16 protein-coding genes are annotated in these 18,199 nt (G+C 67.4%); 9 read left to right on the top strand and 7 right to left on the bottom strand.

Annotated features, from left to right (window positions below; translation table 11 throughout):
* The first annotated feature begins 118 nt into the window (after nucleotides 1-118).
* Complete coding sequence (locus ACAM51_RS17570; RefSeq protein ID WP_218293167.1) at nucleotides 119-1,024, top strand: LysR family transcriptional regulator; 906 nt, start codon at nucleotides 119-121, stop codon at nucleotides 1,022-1,024.
* 53 nt (nucleotides 1,025-1,077) lie between these two features.
* Here the strand turns inward: ACAM51_RS17570 and fabB are convergent, their stop codons facing one another.
* From fabB to ACAM51_RS17540, 6 genes are all read right to left on the bottom strand, one after another.
* Nucleotides 1,078-2,292, bottom strand: coding sequence for a beta-ketoacyl-ACP synthase I (gene fabB / locus ACAM51_RS17565; RefSeq protein ID WP_218293166.1), 1,215 nt, complete (start codon nucleotides 2,290-2,292; stop codon nucleotides 1,078-1,080).
* On the bottom strand, nucleotides 2,289-2,819 hold the full coding sequence (gene fabA, locus ACAM51_RS17560; protein ID WP_218293165.1) for a 3-hydroxyacyl-[acyl-carrier-protein] dehydratase FabA: 531 nt from the start codon (nucleotides 2,817-2,819) through the stop codon (nucleotides 2,289-2,291). Before fabA ends, fabB begins: the two co-directional genes overlap by 4 nt.
* A 160-nt stretch (nucleotides 2,820-2,979) precedes the next feature.
* Nucleotides 2,980-4,599, bottom strand: a complete 1,620-nt coding sequence (gene lnt, locus ACAM51_RS17555; RefSeq protein ID WP_369641340.1) for an apolipoprotein N-acyltransferase — start codon at nucleotides 4,597-4,599, stop codon at nucleotides 2,980-2,982.
* Complete coding sequence (locus tag ACAM51_RS17550; protein WP_369641339.1) at nucleotides 4,599-5,483, bottom strand: HlyC/CorC family transporter; 885 nt, start codon at nucleotides 5,481-5,483, stop codon at nucleotides 4,599-4,601. The genes lnt and ACAM51_RS17550 overlap by 1 nt, the downstream gene beginning before the upstream one ends.
* Before the next feature lie 97 nt (nucleotides 5,484-5,580).
* Nucleotides 5,581-6,318 carry a GNAT family N-acetyltransferase gene (locus tag ACAM51_RS17545; protein ID WP_218293162.1) on the bottom strand — a complete coding sequence of 246 codons (738 nt, stop codon included), beginning with the start codon at nucleotides 6,316-6,318 and terminating at the stop codon, nucleotides 5,581-5,583.
* A 272-nt stretch (nucleotides 6,319-6,590) separates the two neighbouring features.
* A complete protein-coding gene (locus tag ACAM51_RS17540) occupies nucleotides 6,591-7,073 on the bottom strand; it encodes an Lrp/AsnC family transcriptional regulator (protein WP_218293161.1) in 483 nt (160 codons plus the stop codon).
* A 165-nt stretch (nucleotides 7,074-7,238) separates the two neighbouring features.
* Here ACAM51_RS17540 and ACAM51_RS17535 point away from each other — a divergent pair, with 165 nt between their 5' ends.
* From ACAM51_RS17535 to phhA, 5 genes are all read left to right on the top strand, one after another.
* On the top strand, nucleotides 7,239-8,177 hold the full coding sequence (locus ACAM51_RS17535; RefSeq protein ID WP_369641338.1) for a lipase family alpha/beta hydrolase: 939 nt from the start codon (nucleotides 7,239-7,241) through the stop codon (nucleotides 8,175-8,177).
* Between the two features lie 3 nt (nucleotides 8,178-8,180).
* Nucleotides 8,181-9,167, top strand: coding sequence for a lipase secretion chaperone (locus tag ACAM51_RS17530; RefSeq protein WP_369641337.1), 987 nt, complete (start codon nucleotides 8,181-8,183; stop codon nucleotides 9,165-9,167).
* Nucleotides 9,168-9,347: 180 nt separating this feature from the next.
* On the top strand, nucleotides 9,348-10,460 hold the full coding sequence (gene hppD / locus ACAM51_RS17525; protein WP_369641336.1) for a 4-hydroxyphenylpyruvate dioxygenase: 1,113 nt from the start codon (nucleotides 9,348-9,350) through the stop codon (nucleotides 10,458-10,460).
* A gap of 73 nt (nucleotides 10,461-10,533) precedes the next feature.
* The gene (locus tag ACAM51_RS17520) at nucleotides 10,534-11,511 is read left to right on the top strand and encodes a tripartite tricarboxylate transporter substrate binding protein (protein WP_218293157.1); all 978 of its coding nucleotides are present in this window, start codon (nucleotides 10,534-10,536) and stop codon (nucleotides 11,509-11,511) included.
* A 62-nt stretch (nucleotides 11,512-11,573) separates the two neighbouring features.
* The gene (gene phhA / locus ACAM51_RS17515) at nucleotides 11,574-12,413 is read left to right on the top strand and encodes a phenylalanine 4-monooxygenase (RefSeq protein WP_218340525.1); all 840 of its coding nucleotides are present in this window, start codon (nucleotides 11,574-11,576) and stop codon (nucleotides 12,411-12,413) included.
* Nucleotides 12,414-13,349: 936 nt separating this feature from the next.
* Here phhA and ACAM51_RS17510 read toward each other — a convergent pair.
* The gene (locus ACAM51_RS17510; RefSeq protein WP_369641335.1) at nucleotides 13,350-14,246 is read right to left on the bottom strand and encodes an esterase/lipase family protein; all 897 of its coding nucleotides are present in this window, start codon (nucleotides 14,244-14,246) and stop codon (nucleotides 13,350-13,352) included.
* Nucleotides 14,247-14,339: 93 nt separating this feature from the next.
* Here ACAM51_RS17510 and ACAM51_RS17505 point away from each other — a divergent pair, with 93 nt between their 5' ends.
* The 3 genes from ACAM51_RS17505 to ACAM51_RS17495 all read left to right on the top strand — a co-directional run bounded on the left by ACAM51_RS17505 (nucleotide 14,340) and on the right by ACAM51_RS17495 (nucleotide 18,193).
* Nucleotides 14,340-15,086 (top strand): hypothetical protein, encoded by a 747-nt coding sequence (locus ACAM51_RS17505; RefSeq protein ID WP_218293154.1) that lies wholly within the window; start codon nucleotides 14,340-14,342, stop codon nucleotides 15,084-15,086.
* Between the two features lie 69 nt (nucleotides 15,087-15,155).
* A complete protein-coding gene (locus tag ACAM51_RS17500; protein ID WP_369641334.1) occupies nucleotides 15,156-16,841 on the top strand; it encodes an AMP-binding protein in 1,686 nt (561 codons plus the stop codon).
* A gap of 398 nt (nucleotides 16,842-17,239) precedes the next feature.
* The gene (locus ACAM51_RS17495; protein ID WP_218293152.1) at nucleotides 17,240-18,193 is read left to right on the top strand and encodes a sugar ABC transporter substrate-binding protein; all 954 of its coding nucleotides are present in this window, start codon (nucleotides 17,240-17,242) and stop codon (nucleotides 18,191-18,193) included.
* Nucleotides 18,194-18,199: the final 6 nt, after the last annotated feature.

Below are 18,199 nucleotides of genomic sequence, written 5' to 3'. Positions count from 1 at the left end.
GACAGCCCGGCCGCTCGTTGGCGGTGCCGGATCGTATGAGAGAGTCACACACATCGTTAGGGAATAATCAGCCTCTTCTTGTGAATTTCACTCATATCCCTACCACCGGACCCTGGCCATGAACCTGCGGCAACTCGAGGTGTTCCAGGCCGTTCTGCAAACCGGCAACATGAGCGCCGCGGCGCGGCTGCTGTGCATCACCCCCTCGGCCGTGAGCAAGGCCGTGGCGCACACCGAGCTGCAGCTGGGCTACCGGCTGTTCGTGCGCACGCCGGCCGGCCTCACGCCCACGCCCGAGGCGCAGGTGCTGGCCACCGAGTCCACGGGCATCCACCGCCAGCTCGACGCCCTGCGCCGCACGGCGCGCAACCTGGGCACCAGCGACACGGGCGACGTGCGCCTGGCGGCCATCCCCTCGATCACGCACGAGTTCCTGCCCCTGGTGCTGCAGGAGCATGCGCTGCGCTACCCGCAGGTGGGCGTGGAAGTGCGCACCATCCACCAGGACCAGATGACGCAGGCCCTGCTCACTCGCAGCGTGGATTTCTGCCTGGGCTTCTACAAGCACCCGCACCCGCAGATCCGCAGCGATCTGCTGGTCAGCGGGCGCATGTACCTGGCGGTGGCGCAGTCCGTGTGGACGCGCGCGCCGCGCGCCGTGGCGCCCAGCGCCCGGCTGGCGCAGGTGCCGGTGATCCGCCTGGTGGGGGACGACCCCATGCGCCAGTCCATCGACGACCTCGCACAGCGCCTGGGCACGCCCGCGGGGCCGGGCCTGCAGGTGCAGACCTCGCGCCTGGCGCTGGACCTGGTGCGCCGGGGCATGGGCTGGACGGTGATCGACTTTCTCACCGCCACCCAGCTCGACCCCGGGACCATGGTGGCGCTGGAGCTGCACGAGCTGCCGCCCATGTCGCTGTACAGCTACCACGCCCGCGCCCTGCCCCAGGGCCTGCCCGCCACGCGCATGCTGGCCATGCTGCCGGGGCTGTTGCACCGAGCCCTTTCGGCAAAGGCGGTATGAAAAAACCCGCCCATCCCTCGCGGGATGGCGGGTTGCGCTGAAAACCTCTCGGCTCAGTTATCCCAGCGGCGCAGGACCAGGCTGGCGTTGGTTCCGCCAAAGCCGAAGCTGTTGGACAGTGCCGTGCGGATGGGCGCATCGCGCGTCTCGCGCACCAGGGGCATGCCCTCGGCGGCGGGCTCCAGCGTCTCGATGTGGGCCGAGCCCGCGATGAAGCCCTGGCGCAGCATCAACAGGCAGTAGATCGCCTCCTGCACGCCCGTGGCGCCCAGCGAGTGGCCGGTGAGCGACTTGGTGGACGAGAACGGCGGAATCGCGTCGCCGAACACCTCGCGGATGGCGCGCAGCTCGGGCACGTCGCCCACGGGCGTGGAGGTGCCGTGGGTGTTGATGTAGTCGATGGGTTCGCTCACGGTGGAGATGGCCTGGCGCATGCAGGCGATCGCGCCGTCGCCCGAAGGGGCCACCATGTCGGCGCCGTCGGACGTGGCGCCGAACCCGATGACCTCACCCAGGATGGTGGCGCCGCGCGCCTGCGCATGCTCCAGGCTCTCCAGCACCACGGCGCCGCCGCCGCCCGACAGCACGAAGCCGTCGCGGTTGGCGTCATAGGCGCGCGAGGCCTTCTCGGGCGTGGCGTTGTAGGCGCTGGACATGGCGCCCATGGCGTCGAACAGCAGGCCCATGCCCCAGGTGACCTCCTCGCCGCCGCCGGCGAACATCACGTCCTGCATGCCCCAGGCGATCTGCTGGGCGGCCGCGCCGATGCAGTGGGCCGAGGTGCTGCAGGCCGAGGTGATGGAGTAGTTGATGCCCTTGATGCCGAAGTTGGTCGACAGGCAGGCGGACACGGTGGAGCTCATGCAGCGCGTGACCTGGTAGGGCCCCACGCGGCGGATGCCCTTGCTGCGCAGGATGTCCGCCGCCTCGATCTGGTTGGCGGGCGAGCCGCCGCCCGAGCCCATGATGAGGCCGGTGCGCGGGTGCGACACCTGTTCGGGCGTGAGGCCCGATTCGGCGATCGCGTTGGCCAGCGAGATGTGCGCATAGGCTGCCGCATCGCCCATGAAGCGCAGCTGCTTGCGGTCGATCAGCTCTTCGAGGTTGATCTGCGGCACGCCCGCCACCTGGCTGCGCATGCCCAGCTCGGTGAACTGCGGCATGGCACGGATGCCCGAGCGGCTCTCCCGCAGCGACTGCGTGACGGTGCCCATGTCGTTGCCGATGCACGAGACAATGCCCGCGCCCGTGATCACCACGCGTTTCATGCTGCGGCTCCTTGTGCGGCGCCATCTTCCTCGCGTTTGAACAAGCCCACACGCAGGTCGTTGGCCACGTAGATTTCCTTGCCATCGGCCAGCAGCCGGGCATCGCCAATGGCCATGACCAGCTTGCGCTTGATGACGCGCTTGATGTCGATTTCGTAGGTGACGAGCTTCACGTCCGGGCCCACTTCGCCGGTGAACTTGACCTCGCCCGCGCCCAGCGCCCGGCCGCGGCCAGGCAATTGCAGCCAGGTCAGGTAAAAGCCGATGAGCTGCCACATGGCGTCCAGCCCCAGGCAGCCGGGCATGACCGGGTCGCCCTGGAAGTGGCAGGCAAAGAACCAGAGGTCCGGGCGCACGTCAAGTTCGGCGCGGATCTTTCCCAGCCCGTGCGCGCCACCATCGCTGTCGATGTGCGTGATGCGGTCAAACATCAGCATGGGCGGCAGCGGCAGGCGCCCGCTGTCAGCGCCGAACAGCCGGCCCTCGCCCGAGGCGATCAGTTGTTCGTAGGAAAAGGAATCAGCCATCTTCAGTCGTGCTCCAGAACAGCGGTGGGCCCGCTTCAAATCATCGTTGTATGCAAACACAAGCCCCCGCTTGTGGGGCTCCATTATCAAGGCAGAGAAAGACACATCCCGGTTTTGGCCCGGCAAGGCACCGGGACACCCCGGCAGCACATGACCTGGATCAATTCCCGCGCACCGTCTGCCACCGCCTCGCCACCAGGGCAAAAACCAGGGCCAGCCCCCCGAAGATCCACAGGGGCACCAGCCCCCAGCGCGACACCCACCACGCGTACGGCGTGATGTGCCAGCCACTGGCGGCATCCATCCCCCGGCCCCACACCTCGCCCTTGAGCACGCCCCGCGTGTGCCGCGCCAGCTGGTGGGTGACCACGCCCCGGTGGTCGATGATGGCGGTGGCGCCCGTGTTGGTCGCGCGCACCATGGGGCGCTCGAATTCCAGCGAGCGCATGCGGCTGATGTGCAGGTGCTGGTCGATGGCCACGGTGTCGCCGAACCAGCCGATGTTGCTGAAATTGACGAACACCGTCGGCGCCTGCGCCGGGTTGGCGAACCGCGCGCCCAGTTCCTCGCCAAAAAGGTCTTCGTAGCAGATGTTGGGGGCGATGCGCTGGCCTGCCCAGGCAAACGGGGCCTGGCCCACGGTTCCGCGGTTGAAATCGCCCAGCGGGATGTCCATCATGGCCGTGAACCATCTGAAGAACGGCGGGATGAATTCCCCGAACGGCACCAGGTGGTGCTTGTCATAGCGGTACGGCGTCTTCTGGTGGCCGGGGCCGATGCCCAGCACCGAATTGGTGTAGCCCAGCGTTTCGCTGCCCAGCGGAATGCCCAGCAGCGCCGCCTGGGAGCCCTGCGCGTAGCGCTGCTGGATGCCTTCCAGGTAGCCCGGCATGAGCTGCTGGGGCAGCAGCGGGATGGCGGTTTCGGGCGCCACCACCAGGTCGGCCCTGGCGTCGCGCAGCGCGTCGGCATACCACTTGAGCGCCATCGGCACGCCGCTGCCCTGCTGGAACTTCTCGTCCTGCGGGATGTTCCCCTGCAGCAGTTCCAGGGTCATCGGCGGCGCCGCGCGGGCCGATGGCGTATGGCACAGGTTCACCGCGCAATGGCGCTCCAGCGTGGCGCCCGCCAGGCCCGCCGCGAGAACGCCGGCCAGCCCCCACAGGCGCCAGTGGCGCAGATCCCCCGGGCGCCATTGCACGGCCAGCATCGCCAGCATCGCAGCCACCGCCCCGACGCCGTACACGCCCAGGATACGCGCCAGCACCGCCAGCGGCCCGTCAACGTGGGCATAGCCGCCCGCGCCCCACGGGAAACCCGTCCACAGCGTGCCGCGCGCCAGTTCGGCCAGCAGCCAGAATGCTCCGAAAACAATAGCTGTCAGCGCCCTGTTGGCAAGCGCCAGGCGGCAAAAAAGCCCCAGCATCACCGCGTAGTAGCTGCCCAGGAACGCCGCGAGGCCCAGCACCGCCGCCACCGCCAGCGGCGCGGCCAGCCCGCCGTAGGTGTGCATGGAGATGAAAAGCCACCAGAACGTGCCCGCCAGCCAGGCCGTGGCGAACAGGCCGCCGATGGCGGCACCGCGCCGCCAGGCCACGGACGCGGTGGCCTGCGGGCGCACCAGCCAGGCCAGCATCGCCATGGAGGCGATCTGCAGCCACCACAGGGGCTCGCCGCTCCACGGCCAGGCCAGCGAGGCCGCCTGCGCGACGCCGGCAGCCACGGCCAGCAGCGCCTGCAGGGCCAGCGGCAGCCCCGGCGTCGTGCGCGCGCGGGCCATCAGCCGCCGGCGCTGGCGTCTTCGACCCGCGACACCTTGAACCAGCGCACGGCGCCGCCCTTGGTGTGCAGCACGACGAAGTGCAGCCCGCCCAGCTGCAGGTGCTCGCCGCGCTTGGGCACATGGCCCATTTCGTGGGCGATCAGGCCACCGATGGTGTCGAAGGTTTCGTCGGGGTCGCTGCCCTGGACCAGCACGTCGAACGCCTCGGAAACCCGTTCGACCGAGGTGTCGCCGCTCACGCGGTAGGTGCGGTCGGCCAGCCCGAAGATGTCGCCGTCGTCCTCGGGAATGTCGAACTCGTCCTCGATCTCGCCCACGATCTGCTCGAGCACGTCCTCGATGGTGATGAGCCCGGCCACGCGGCCGAACTCGTCGATCACGATCGCCAGGTGGTTGCGGTTGCCGCGGAATTCGCGCAGCAGGTCGTTCAGGCCCTTGCTTTCGGGCACGAAGACGGCGGGGCGCAGCAGCGCGCGGATGTTCAGCTCGGGTGCCCGCTGCAGCTTGAGCAGGTCCTTGGCCATGAGGATGCCGATGATGTTCTCGCGCTCGCCCTGGTACACCGGAAACCGCGAATGCGCGGTGTTGATGACAAGGTGCAGCAGCTCGTCGAACGGCGCGTCGATGTTGACGAGGTCCATGCGCGGCGCGGCCACCATCACGTCGCCCGCCGTCATGTCGGCCATGCGGATGACACGCTCGAGCATCACGCGCGATTCGGCCCCGATGACCTCGTTGTCCTCGGCCTCGGCCAGGGTTTCGATGAGCTCTTCCGTGGAGTCCGGCCCCGGATGGATGAACTCGGCCACTTTCTGCAGGAAGGTGCGCTTGTCTTCCCTCTCGGGCAAGCGCCCGGAGTGCGCAGGGTGCGGGTCAGACACTGAGGACGTGCGGGTAGTGAATCAGGCCCCTAGGATAGCGGATTGTTGTGACAGCGCGCCATGGCGCCCGCGCCTTGCGGCCCGGGCCCGCCGCTGGTCACTCGGCGGACTGGTGGCGCGCGTGCTGCACGCCGCTGCGCACTTCCTGCACGCCCGCCAGGAAATCCCAGAACTGCTTGGCCTGCTTCTTGATCTGGTAGTCCACCTCGGCAAACTGCTGCTCCACGATCTCGGCCATGCGCGTGTCCAGGCTGGCGGGCTGGATCTGGAGGTAGGCCTCGGACTCCGAGCCGTCGCGGCGCACGGTGGCGCCCGCCTTGCGGGCAATCTTGAGCATCGCGGTGTTCTCGGACAGCGCATGGATGAAGACCATGTTCACGCCTTCATTGCGCGCATGCATCACCGCGCGCTCGAACAGGCGTGCGCCGAAACCACGGCCCCGCGCCTGCTTGAGCACGGAAACGCCAAACTCGGCGCAGTGCTTGTGCTCGGGATGCTCCGAGAACGCCAGGTGGGCCATCGCGATGAGTTCCAGGCGGCGGTTGTAGATGCCGAAGATCTCGTCGCGGTTGAAATCGAGGTGCTCGGCATACCGGCGGATCTGCTCGTCATTGGCCGCGTAGCCGAAGCGCAGATAACGGTCCGCCGGTTCGAGCTTCAGCAGATGCTGGGTGATCCGCTCGCGGTAGGACGGGCCCAGGGCGCGGATGGGAACCATCATGGGCACCTCCTGCTTTGCGTGGGTGTCATGGGGAGACGGGCCGCCCGTCACCGGGCGCAGCATGTCCCTGCCTGCGTGCCAGGATGCCTTGAGCCAGTCTTTCGTTGCGAACATGGCTGTAAATATAAGGGTTTTCCCTCATTATTTCCAGTACAAATTGCTGCATTGCAGCAAAGTAGTGAGATGCCTCAAATCAAGGCAGAAAATAGCCCTCGGCGCTTTGTCCATGGGCGCCATCCGCTACTAAATTAATAGCAATTGCCTTGCACCAGGGCCCACGGATGTCTTCTGCGCGACCCATCCCGGCCCCGCAGCGCCGGGTGCCGGCCGCCCGCAAGGGTATAGCGGCGGCCATCGCGCGGCAAGCGTCCCGGGGCGCGAGGGCATCACACCGGCACGGCGGTGGTGGCCTTGACCCGGTCGAGCACGAAACTGGTCTTGCAGTCCTGCACGCTGGGGTGCTTGAGCAGGGTGTCCATGATGAAGCGGCTGTAGTGCGCCATGTCCGCCACCACCACGCGCAGCAGGTAGTCCATCTCGCCCGTGAGCGATGCGCATTCCACCACTTCGGGCCACGTCTGCACGCTGGCGCGGAACAGGTCCATGGGGTTGCGCTTGTGGCTTTCGGTGTGCTTTTCCAGCCGCACATTGAGGTAGGCGGTCAGCCCCAGGCCCACGGCCTCGGGGGGCACCAGCGCCACGTAGCGGTCGATCACCCCGCTTTCCTCCAGGCGCTTGACGCGGCGCAGCACCGCGCTGGGCGACAGGCCCACCTGCTCACCGATGACGTCATACGTCTCCCGGCCATTTTCTTGCAGACGGCGCAATATGGCCCTGTCCAGCTTGTCGAGTGCGCTTGAGGCTTGCATAGCGCAGGATTTTATGGAATCCGCGCATTTTTCGCTTGCCCGATTGCATGCTGGGGTATGTCCCGATAGTGACACCACGCCCGGACCAGAAGAATGAATCCCGCAAAAACGCACGGTCGTTCGTTTTTTGCAGGCACAAAAACCATATCCAACGGAGACAACCACATGACCGGATTCCTCAGCCGCATTCTGCGGCGCCTCGCGCTGGCGGCCAGCGCCGGGCTCTTGCTCCTGGGGGCCAGCGCCCAGGCCCAGAGCGGCTACACCCAGACGCGCTACCCCATCGTGCTGGTGCACGGCCTTTTCGGCTTCGACTCGGCCCTGGGCATCGACTACTTCTATGGCATTCCCGACGCCTTGCGCCAGGGCGGCGCGAAGGTCTACGTGGCGCAGGTGTCCGCCGCGAACAGCACCGAGGTCCGGGGCGAGCAGCTGCTGGCGCAGGTCAAGACCATCCTGGCGATCACCGGAGCGGCCAAGGTCAACCTCGTGGGCCACTCCCATGGCGGACCCACCACGCGCTATGTGGCGGGCGTCGCGCCGCAGCTGGTGGCGTCGGTCACCTCGGTGGGCGGGGTCAACAAGGGATCGCGCGTGGCGGACATCCTGCGGGGCGTGGCCCCCGCCGGTTCGGTGTCGGAGGCCGTGGCCAGCGGCGCGGCCAGGGCGCTGGTCAGCCTGATCAACCTCACATCCGGAGGTTCGGCCCTGCCCCAGATGCCGACCGCCGCGCTCGATTCGCTGACCACCGCCGGGCTCGCGGACTTCAACCGCCGCTTTCCGCAGGCCCTGCCCAGCGGCTGCGGCAGCGGTGCGGAGCTGGCCAACGGCGTGCGCTACTACTCCTGGACGGGCACGCAGCCCCTGACCAACGTGCTCGATGCCAGCGATGGCCTGCTGAGCGTGCTCAGCCTGGTCTTTGGCGAGGCCAACGACGGCCTGGTCTCCGCCTGCTCGTCGCGCCTGGGCAAACACCTGGGCGACCACCGGCAGAACCACCTGGACGAAGTGAACCAGCTGCTGGGCCTGCGCGACTGGTTCTCCACCGACCCGGTGACGCTGTACCGCCAGCACGCCAACCGCCTCAAGGCGCAGGGCCTGTAAGCCGTGGAAAAAAGGTCCCGCGCCTTCGCCGCCGCAGTGGCCCTGGCCGCCGCCACGGCCGCCGTGGTCTGGTGGACGGCCCCGCACGGCCTGCAGGGCGCGGAGGACCCGCATCCAGGCGCCGGCCCGCAGGCCGGCAGCGCGCGCCAGAACCCGTCGGGCTCGGCACGGCCCATGGAGAGCAGCTTCTTCGCCGCCCGCCGCGCCGCCGGCCCGGACCGCCACGAAGACCCCCTGCTGGTGCACGGCCTGCGCGATACGCTGGAGGCGCTGCTGATGGAAGCGCAGGACGGCGGCGCGGCGGACCCCGCCACGCTCAAGCAGCGCCTGGCGGGCCTGGTGGGCAAGCACTTCCCGGCGGCACTGGCCACCCGGGCGCTGGCACTGGCCGAGCGCTACGTGGACTACCGCGTGGCGCTGGGCCAGCTGCGCACGCCCCCGGACCCGACCGACCCCGGCGCGCTGCGCGAAGCGCTGGAGGCGCGCCACAAGGTGCGCCAGCAGTTCTTTGACGGCCCCGAGCACGACGCCCTGTTCGCCCGCGAGGCGGACCTGGACCGCTACACGCTGGCGCGCCTGGAGATCGAGCGCAACCCCCGGCTCACCGCCGAACAGCGCACCCAGGCCTTGCGCGATGCAGAGAACGAATTGCCCCAGGCGCGCCGCGCGGAGCGCGCAGCGGCCACCGAACACCTGAGCGCGGCGGCCCAGACCGCCGCGTTCAACGCACAAAACACCGACGAACGCACCCGCCACGCCGCGCGCAGCGCGCAGTACGGCGAGGCCGCGGCCCACGCCATGGCCCAGCTGGACCGGGAGGAGCAAAGCTGGCAGCAGCGCCTGGACCAGTACAGCCAGGCCCGTGCCCAGCCGGGCGACGGCAGGGCACTGGAATCATTGCGCCAGCAGCTGTTCTCACCGCAGGAGCAGCAGCGCCTCGATGCCGCCCTGGCGCTGCGAAAGCTCCCGCCGGCCACGCCGGGCTCCTGAGCGCAGGGCGCCGGTGTCATTCGACGGCGCGCCCGGGTGGCGCGCCTGTCCTGCGCCATTTTTTGACCATTCGCAACATTCCTGCAAATCAAAGGCCAATGCCTCTTGATTTCGCCAGAAACATGAGGCAGGGCACGCCTACAGTCCATGGCATTCCTCAACGAATGCCGGAGACACCCCATGAACGCCGCCTTGCCCCCAACAACCGCCACCCAGCTGGAAGCCTGGGACAACCCCATGGGCCTGATGGGCTTCGAGTTCGTCGAATTCACCTCGCCCACACCCGGCGTGCTGGAAGCCGTGTTCGAGAAGCTGGGCTTCACCCTGGTGGCCAAGCACCGCTCCAAGGACGTGGTGCTGTACCGCCAGAACGGCATCAACTTCATCCTCAACCGCGAGCCCCACAGCCAGGCGGCCTACTTCGGCGCCGAGCATGGCCCGTCGGCCTGCGGCCTCGCCTTTCGCGTGAAGGATGCGCACAAGGCCTACAACCGCGCGCTGGAGCTGGGCGCCCAGCCCATCGAGATCCCCACCGGCCCCATGGAGCTGCGCCTGCCCGCGATCAAGGGCATCGGCGGCGCGCCGCTGTACCTGATCGACCGCTTTGAGGACGGCAAGTCCATTTACGACATCGACTTCGAATTCATCGAAGGCGTGGACCGCCGCCCCGTGGGCCACGGTCTGAACCTGATCGACCACCTCACGCACAACGTGTACCGGGGCCGCATGGGCTTCTGGGCCAATTTCTACGAGAAGCTGTTCAACTTCCGCGAGATCCGCTACTTCGACATCCAGGGCGAGTACACGGGCCTGACGTCGAAGGCCATGACCGCGCCCGACGGCAAGATCCGCATCCCGCTGAACGAAGAGTCCAAGCAGGGCGGCGGCCAGATCGAGGAATTCCTGATGCAGTTCAACGGCGAAGGCATCCAGCACATCGCGCTGATCTGCGACAACCTGCAGGACGTGGTGGACAAGCTGGGCATGGCCGGCGTCTCGCTGGCCACCGCGCCCAACGACGTCTACTACGAGATGCTGGACACCCGCCTGCCCGGCCACGGCCAGCCGGTGGCAGAGCTGCAGTCGCGCGGCATCCTGCTCGACGGCACCACGGCCGACGGCACGCCGCGCCTCTTGCTGCAGATCTTCTCCACGCCCATGCTGGGCCCGGTGTTCTTTGAGTTCATCCAGCGCGAAGGCGACTACCGCGACGGATTCGGCGAAGGCAACTTCAAGGCACTGTTCGAATCGCTGGAGCGCGACCAGATCCGCCGTGGGGTGCTCAACACCTAAGACATCAGACATCCCGGGTTAACCCTGACCAGATGCCTATACTGCGCGCTCCCCGGAACTCAAAAGGATCCCGATGTCGCTCCGTAGCACCTTGTCCAGTGTTGTTCTCGTCCTGCTCTGCGCCGCCACGGCGGCGCAGGCGCAGAACCCGTCCGCCCCCCTCACCATCGTGGTCCCCTACCCTGCCGGCGGCCCGCTGGACACCTCGGCACGCATCGTGGCCGAAGGCGCCGCAGCCCAGCTGGGCTCCATCACCGTGGAGAACAAGCCTGGCGCCGGCGGGGGCACCGGGGCCGACCAGGTGGCCAAGGCACCCAAGACCAGCAACCAGATCCTGATGGGCGCGGTGGCCACGCATGCCGTCAACCCCTGGCTGTACAAGAAGAACTTCCCGTACAACCCGCTCAAGGATTTCAAGCCCCTCGTGCTGGTGGCGCGCACGCCCAATGTGCTGGTGGTGAACGCGGAGCAGGCCGCCAGGCTGGGCATCAAGACAACGCCGGACCTGGTGCAGTACCTCAAGAAGAACCCGGACCAGGCCAAGTACGGCTCGGGCGGCAACGGCAGCATCGGCCACATCTCGGCCGAGATGTTCAAGTCGCTCACCAACACCCGCATGGGCCACACGCCGTTCCAGGGCTCCAAGCCCGCCCTGGCGGCGCTGGAGTCGGGGCAGGTGCTGATGGTGTTCGACAACCTGGCCTCGGCGCTGCCGCAGATCCAGTCGGGCAAGCTGCTGGCGCTGGGCGTGACCACGCTCAGCCGCAACGAGTCGCTGCCCAGCGTGCCCAGCATCAACGACAGCGTGCAGGGCTTCAACGTGTCCACCTGGTTTGGCCTGTTCGCGCCCGCCTCGCTGCCGGACGCCGACGCGCGCCGCTACGCCAACGCGTTCTCGGCGGCCATGCAGTCGCCCGCTGGCAAGGAGAAGTTCAAGAAGATGGGCATCACGCCCGAAGAGCTGACGCTCGACGGGTTCGCGCAATTCGTGCGCTCGGAAAACAGCAAGTACGAGTTCCTGATCCGGGCCGCAAAAATCAAGATCGAATAGCCGCCGCCCGGGCAGGTGCGCGCCACCCGGCGCGCCGCACCAGGACGGCCAAGGAGCACAAAATGGGACAAGCCCCCGTCGTCTATGGCCAATCCACCCGCCCACCCCGGGGCGACTACTCGCGCGCCAGCGAGGACTACACCTGCCCGCAGGACTACGCGGCCTATACCGCCGCAGACCACGACACCTACCGCCGCCTGTACGAGCGCCAGCGCGCCCTGCTGCCGGGCCTGGCGAGCCAGGCGTTCATCGACGCCCTGCCCTCGCTGGGCGCCAGCGACCGCATTCCGCGTTTTGAGGAAGTCAACGAGCGCCTTTACAAGGCCACGGGCTGGGAGCTGGTGGGCGTGCCCGGCCTGATCCCCGAGGTGCCCTTCTTCACGCTGCTGGCCCACCGCAAGTTCCCGGTGACGGACTGGATCCGCAAGCCCGAGGAGTTCGAGTACATCGTCGAGCCAGACATTTTTCATGACCTGTTCGGCCACGTGCCGCTGCTGTTCAACCCGGTGTTCGCGGACTATGTGCAGCGCTATGGCCAGGGCGGGCTGAAGGCGCAGGGGCTGGGGTCGTGCGAGATGCTGAGCCGCCTGTACTGGTACACGATCGAGTTCGGGTTGATCCGCGAGGCGGGGCAGTTGCGGGCGTACGGCGCGGGGATTCTGAGTTCTTCGGGCGAACTGGCGTATTCCGTGCAGAGCCCGGAGCCACAGCGCATTGCGCTGCAACTGGAGCGCACCATGCGCACGCGCTACAAGATCGATACGTACCAGCAGACGTATTTCGTGATCGACAGTTTCGAGCAGCTGTTCGAGATGACGGCGGCGGACTTTGCGCCGATCTATGAGCGGCTGCGGGGGTTGCCGGAGTTTGCGGCGGATGAGCGGGAGGCTGTGGCGGCTTGATTTTTGGTGATATTGGCTGCTAGCGCTAGTGAATCATGCATTGACAGCTACGTCTTTGATAGCACCCCTTTTGCACCCAGCAATACTTGGCCGAGGCTGTCGGAGGTTGTGGATGTATCGGTCTCCGTGCCTGGGTTGAGGGCGGAGGCCGGGAGTCGCCCGGCATGCGAGTAACTTTCTTTCGCGTCGCCGAAAGAAAGTCACCAAAGAAAGGGCGACCCTACTGCGCGCGTCCCTTCGCTACGCTACGGGCAACCTGCGATGCTCGGACAGGGGGTGCGCCGCAGAACTCACTGCGCGCTACGCGCTCCGTTCAAACAACTGCGGCAAGTCAGTACACGAAGTGCGTGTGTCCTTCGGCACACGCACGCACCCCCTGCCCTGCGCTTCTCGGCACGCGCAGAAGGGAACCCAGAAACGGACATCCACACGGGCCATTGCTTCGCTCGGCCCCCTCTCGCGGGTGCAAGCGCCACGCGCTGCGCAAACTGGGCCGAGCGCAGCGATGGCCCGAAGGGATGTCCGGCTGTTCGGTTGTTTGGATGTTCTGCTGTCCACCCCCTGCTGGCTGCGCCTGCGGCGGGGCGGTTGCGGGGTGGCATGGGCGTCGCAGCGCCCATGCTTCGTGCTCTGACTCGCCGTGGCTGTCTGAGCGGCGCGCGCAGCGCAAAGCGAGTTCCACGGCGCACCCCGCAACCGACACGACGCAGGTTTGCCCCGGAGCAAAGCGCAGGGGTCGCAGACTGGGGGTCGCCTTTTCTTTGGTGACTTTCTTTTGGCGAAGCAAAAGAAAGTTACTCGCCTGCCGGGGCGACAACCCGGCTCCCGTCCTCAGCAAAGGCATACGGCTAAATCAGCACACCTAACAAAAACTACAAAATTGATAGCTATCAACGCTTTATAGAAAAGCGCAAGCAGTCAAAAAAACTCACAGAATCACCCTCGACCTATCTCCTCCAGACAAGCCTCCATCACCCCAGGGTCAAACGCCATCTGCACATGCGCGACGCCCTCCACCAACCGGTTGTCCGCCCCTGGCAACGCTGCGGTGCTCGCCGGGAACACGATGTTGTCGCAGTTGGAGTACCAGCACGTGAACAACGCCGCCCGCCCCGCCGGCTCGGCCCGCTGCAGCGCCACCACCCAGTCCCCCGCCAGACTCATCTGCCGCCCATTCACCGCCCGGCTGAAGCGCCCGAGCCACGTGCCCCCATGCGGCGTGCCCAGCGTCAGCACCCGGTGCACCCGCCCGTCCGCCTGGTGCGCGCGCAGCCAGGCCCGCACCGCCAGCCCGCCCATGCTGTGGCACAGCAACACCGGCGCCTGGCCCGTGGCCGCCGTCACCTTGCGCACGGCCTCTTCGATGATGTCGGCGTACTCGTCAATCGAGCCCATCACCGGCTCCAGGTTCACCGCCACATGGGCATGGTCCCGGGCTTGCAATGGCGCGAACCACGGCAACCACAGGCCCCGGTTGCACATGAAGCCGTGCACCAGCACCACGCCGCGCTTTCCGGTCGGCTGCGCAGGCAGCCAGTCGGGCAATGACTGGTGGCGAAACGGCTGGCGCCAGCCAAAGACCATCAATGCCACCCACACCTCGGCCCACCAGGCGGCCAGCACCTGGGAGAGGCGCGCACGGGGCGCGGCGTCCTGGCGGTTGGTGAGGTGCATCAGCACAAACTCCACCGCCATCACCGCGAGGTATATCCCCAGGGGCAGCAACGCCCCCAGCACGGCACGCAAGGGCGAATGCGGCCACTGCCACACCAGCCAGGCGGCCATGGTCAGCAGGATGAACAGGAGCAGGGTTCGTTGCCAGCGCGCGATCATGGTGGTGATGGGCAGATGTTGTAATTGACCAGCCGCATTGTGCGGTCTGGGCCCTGCCCTGGCGCCCCCCGCACGTAGAAAGGACCCCGCCCCATGGATGCCGCCCAGACCATCCGCGACTGCATCGCCGACGTCACGGCCCTGCGCCTGCACCGCACCGGCGATGCCGCACTGGGCGCGGCGGTGGGCCAGGTCAAGACCCTGCAGGCACGGCGCTTCAGGGGCACCTATGCCGACCTCATGGGCTCGCCCTCGTTCGGCCCCGCGGCCCGGTTCTTCCTCGAGGAGCTGTACAGCGACACCGACTACACCGAGCGCGACCTGCAGTTCGGCCGCATCGCGGGCACGCTGCAGACCATGTTCCCCCAGCCCGTGGTGGCCACCGCCGTGGCGCTGGCCGTGCTGCATGCGCAGACCGAGGGGCTCGACCAGGAGATGGGCCGCGCCTGGCTCGACGCCTCCGGCGGGGGCGGCATGCCGGACGCCGCCCGCTACACCGCCGCCTGGCGCGCCGTGGGGCAGCGCCATGCGCGCCAGCAGCAACTGCAGCGCGTGCTGGCCATGGGCACCGACCTCGCCCGCCTGACCCGCACCCCCGGCCTGCGCATGATGCTGCGCATGATGCGCGCGCCCGCCCAGGCGGCCGGCATGGGCGCGCTGCAGCGGTTCCTGGAGGCGGGCTTCGACACCTTTGGCCAGCTCGCGCGCCAGCGCGGCGGGGTCGAGCAGTTCCTGGCCACCATCCAGGAGCGCGAAGGTGCGCTGATGGCGCAGCTGTTCGATGCCGATCCTGTCACCTGCGAGACCCAACTGGCGCGCACCCTAGGACAAGCCCGGTAGCTGACTGCACGCCCGCGCTTCCACAATCTGTGCCCACCCTTTCACTGGCGAGCACAAGGAAACAAGCGCATGGAAAAGATCTGGCTCAAGAGCTACCCCCCGGGCGTACCGCACGATGTGCAGCCCGAGCAATACCGCTCCGTGGCCCACCTGCTGGAGGAATCCTTCCGCAAGCACGCAAAGAGCCCCTTCTCGGTCTGCATGGACCGGTGGATGACCTATGGCGAACTGGAGCGCCGCTCGGCCGCGCTGGGCGCCTACCTGCAGAGCCTGGGCCTGGCCCCCGGCGCGCGCGTGGCCATCATGCTGCCCAACATCCCGCAGTTCGGCGTGACCATGGCGGCCGTGCTGCGCGCGGGCTACACCTGCGTGAACGTGAACCCGCTGTACACGGCGCGCGAGCTGGAGCACCAGCTCAGGGACTCGGGCGCCACGGCCATCGTGATCCTGGAGAACTTCGCGCACACGCTGGCCGAGGTGGTGGACCGCACCGCCATCCAGCACGTGGTGATGACCTCGATGGGCGACCTGCTGGGCGCCGCGTTCGGCGCCTGGATCACCTTCGCGGTGCGCCACCTGGCCAAGATGGTGCCGGCCTACGAGCTGCCCCTGACCGGCGGCCGCAAGCTCGTCACCTTCAAGAAGGCGCTGTCGCTGGGCGAGCACAAGTCCCTGGCCCCGAGCCAGGCCACGCTCGACTCCATCGCCTTCCTGCAGTACACGGGCGGCACCACGGGCCTGTCCAAGGGCGCGGTGCTCACCCACCGCAACATCGTGGCCGCCACGCTGCAGGCCGAGGCCTGGTTCACGCCCGCGCTGTCGAAGGTGGGCGACATCAGCAAGGCCAACTCCATCGCCGCGCTGCCGCTGTACCACATCTTCGCGCTCACGCTGTGCCTGCTGGCCATCCGCCAGGGCTCCAGCCTCACGCTGATCCCCAACCCGCGCGACATTCCCAAGTTCGTGGCCGAGCTCAAGAAGCGCCCCTTCCACATGCTGCCCGCCGTGAACACTTTGTTCAACGCGCTGCTGCAGAACCCGCAGTTCCGCACGCTCGACTTCTCGCACCTGTGCGTGTCGCAGGCCGGCGGCATGGCCGCCAGCGAAGGCACGGCCAAGCAGTGGCAAAAGGTCACGGGCAGCACCATGATCGAAGGCTGGGGCATGAGCGAGACCTGCGCCATCGGCACCAACAACCCGGTGAACAACACCACCTTCAGCGGCACCATCGGCCTGCCGCTGCCGGGCATCGACATCGCCATCAAGGACGACGCCGGCCACAGCGTGCCTCAGGGCGACCCGGGCGAGATCTGCATCCGCGGCCCGAACGTGATGACGGGCTACTACAACCAGCCCGAGGAGAACGCCAAGGCTTTCACGCCCGATGGATTCATGCGCACGGGCGACATCGGCATCATGGACAGCGAGGGCTACACGCGCATCATCGACCGCAAGAAGGACATGATCCTGGTGAGCGGCTTCAACGTGTTCCCCAACGAGCTGGAGCAGGTCATCAGCCTGTGCCCCGGCGTGGTGGAATGCGCGGCCATCGGCATCCCCGACGAAAAGCAGGGCGAGGCGATCAAGGTGTTCATCATCAAGAACGACCCCACTCTCAGCGAGGAAGACGTGGCCCGCTACTGCCAGGAGAACCTCACCGGCTACAAGCGGCCCAAGTACATCGAGTTCCGCGACGAGCTGCCCAAGAGCAACGTGGGCAAGATCCTGCGGCGGGAGTTGAGAACCGCCGCCTGAGCGGCTCCGCCCCCTTTCCTCTTCTCCTTCCTTTCCCCCTTCTCCTCACGCGCTTCGCGCCAGGGAAAGGGGGCACAACACCGGCGCGGCGGGGCGGGCCTTGCGCGGTGTTTCTGGCAAGGCAGCGCGCAGGTTTCCACGCCCTGGCGCCACGGCCCGGCCCTTGCTCTTCTCTGCGGGGCCGGGCTCCGCGCAGGGCGGCACGGCGGCAGAGCCGTTCCCGGCTTTCTCCCCGCTAGGCCATTGCGTGCTATTTCAGGGTTTTCACCAACTAGCAAACGTTTGCGCAAACGTTTGCTTTAGATATGATTCGCGCCGCGGCATCGCTTTGGCGGGTCGCCCGAAGCGTTTTTGTGGGCGCCGCTGGCGCTTGAAGCCCCATTCCAACAGGAGACACCATGCAGTTCACCCGCCGTTCCGTTCAGACCGCCGCCGCCCTTGCCGTTGTGGGCAGCCTGCTGGCCAGCCCTGCGTTCGCGCAGGACAAGCCCAAGATCGCCCTGGTCATGAAGTCGCTGGCCAACGAGTTCTTCCGCACCATGGAAGACGGCGCCAAGGCGCACCAGAAGGCGCACGCCAGCGAATACACGCTGGTGGCCAACGGCATCAAGAACGAGACCGACACCGCCGCGCAGATCAAGATGATCGAGCAGGCCGTGGCGCAGAAGGTCAGCGCCATCGTGCTGGCCCCGGCCGACTCCAAGGCGCTGGTGCCCGTGGTCAAGTCCGCCATCGACAAGGGCATCCTGGTGGTCAACATCGACAACCAGCTCGATGCCGACGCGCTGAAGGAAAAGAACATCACCGTGCCCTTCGTGGGCCCCGACAACCGCGCGGGCGCCAAGCTGGTGGGCGACCACCTGGCCAAGACACTGAAGGCCGGCGACAAGGTGGGCATCATCGAAGGCGTGTCCACCACCTTCAATGCGCAGCAGCGCACGCTGGGCTACCAGGACGCGATGAAGGCCGCCAACATCACCGTGGTGGGCGTGCAGTCCGGCAACTGGGAAATTGAAAAGGGCAACACCGTGGCCGCCGGCATGATGCGCGAGCACCCCGACTTGGTGGCGCTGCTGGCCGGCAACGACAGCATGGCCCTGGGCGCCGTGGCCGCCGTGAAGGCCGCCGGCAAGACCGGCAAAGTGCAGGTGGTGGGCTACGACAACATCGGCGCCATCAAGCCCATGCTGGCCGACGGCCGCGTGCTGGCCACCGCCGACCAGTACGCCGCCAAGCAGGCCGTGTTCGGCATCGAGCTGGCGCAGAAGGCCCTGGCCGCCAAGACACCCCAGGCGCAGCTGCCCGCCCTGGTGAAGACCGACGTGGTGCTCGTGACCAAGGGCAGCAAGTAAGACGCA

The sequence above is a fragment of the Acidovorax sp. A79 genome (assembly GCF_041154505.1).
GTDB lineage: Bacteria > Pseudomonadota > Gammaproteobacteria > Burkholderiales > Burkholderiaceae_C > Acidovorax.
The sequence above is the reverse complement of the archived record's forward strand: the minus strand, read 5'-3'. Positions and strand labels throughout refer to the sequence as shown.

What these genes read in the sequence shown, in the direction of transcription:
- ACAM51_RS17570 (WP_218293167.1), top strand. Translation starts at nt 119, where the DNA reads ATGAACCTGCGGCAACTCGAGGTGTTCCAGGCCGTTCTGCAAACCGGC.
- fabB (WP_218293166.1), bottom strand. Translation starts at nt 2,292, where the DNA reads ATGAAACGCGTGGTGATCACGGGCGCGGGCATTGTCTCGTGCATCGGC.
- fabA (WP_218293165.1), bottom strand. Translation starts at nt 2,819, where the DNA reads ATGGCTGATTCCTTTTCCTACGAACAACTGATCGCCTCGGGCGAGGGC.
- lnt (WP_369641340.1), bottom strand. Translation starts at nt 4,599, where the DNA reads ATGGCCCGCGCGCGCACGACGCCGGGGCTGCCGCTGGCCCTGCAGGCG.
- ACAM51_RS17545 (WP_218293162.1), bottom strand. Translation starts at nt 6,318, where the DNA reads ATGTTCGCAACGAAAGACTGGCTCAAGGCATCCTGGCACGCAGGCAGG.
- ACAM51_RS17540 (WP_218293161.1), bottom strand. Translation starts at nt 7,073, where the DNA reads ATGCAAGCCTCAAGCGCACTCGACAAGCTGGACAGGGCCATATTGCGC.
- ACAM51_RS17535 (WP_369641338.1), top strand. Translation starts at nt 7,239, where the DNA reads ATGACCGGATTCCTCAGCCGCATTCTGCGGCGCCTCGCGCTGGCGGCC.
- hppD (WP_369641336.1), top strand. Translation starts at nt 9,348, where the DNA reads ATGAACGCCGCCTTGCCCCCAACAACCGCCACCCAGCTGGAAGCCTGG.
- ACAM51_RS17520 (WP_218293157.1), top strand. Translation starts at nt 10,534, where the DNA reads ATGTCGCTCCGTAGCACCTTGTCCAGTGTTGTTCTCGTCCTGCTCTGC.
- phhA (WP_218340525.1), top strand. Translation starts at nt 11,574, where the DNA reads ATGGGACAAGCCCCCGTCGTCTATGGCCAATCCACCCGCCCACCCCGG.
- ACAM51_RS17510 (WP_369641335.1), bottom strand. Translation starts at nt 14,246, where the DNA reads ATGATCGCGCGCTGGCAACGAACCCTGCTCCTGTTCATCCTGCTGACC.
- ACAM51_RS17505 (WP_218293154.1), top strand. Translation starts at nt 14,340, where the DNA reads ATGGATGCCGCCCAGACCATCCGCGACTGCATCGCCGACGTCACGGCC.
- ACAM51_RS17500 (WP_369641334.1), top strand. Translation starts at nt 15,156, where the DNA reads ATGGAAAAGATCTGGCTCAAGAGCTACCCCCCGGGCGTACCGCACGAT.
- ACAM51_RS17495 (WP_218293152.1), top strand. Translation starts at nt 17,240, where the DNA reads ATGCAGTTCACCCGCCGTTCCGTTCAGACCGCCGCCGCCCTTGCCGTT.